Annotated in this window: 1 protein-coding gene; it reads left to right on the top strand. The window is 56.1% G+C overall.

Annotation, left to right across the window (positions count from 1 at the left end):
- Positions 1-244, top strand: a 244-nt coding sequence (locus ACRHNM_RS17830) for a type IX secretion system membrane protein PorP/SprF (RefSeq protein ID WP_431137978.1), incomplete at both ends; no start/stop codon positions are given.

Here is a 244-nt window from a genome sequence, read left to right on the forward strand (position 1 = left end):
TACTCCGGTAGGGTACCGAGGCGTGGGGATGGGCCTGTCGATTGTCAACGACCAGATCGGACCTACCTCGGAGACTGCTTTTGACGGGGATTTTTCCTATACACTTCAGGTGGGGCCGGAGCAGCGCCTGAGCTTTGGATTAAAGGCCAGCGTCCACATGCTGGACATCCGTTTTTCCGAACTCAATTCCGACCCGAATTACCCGGATGCCCAGTTGCAGTCCGATATCCAGAACCGGCTTTCC

The organism is Psychroserpens mesophilus, from assembly GCF_050617655.1.
Lineage (GTDB): Bacteria > Bacteroidota > Bacteroidia > Flavobacteriales > Flavobacteriaceae > Psychroserpens > Psychroserpens mesophilus_A.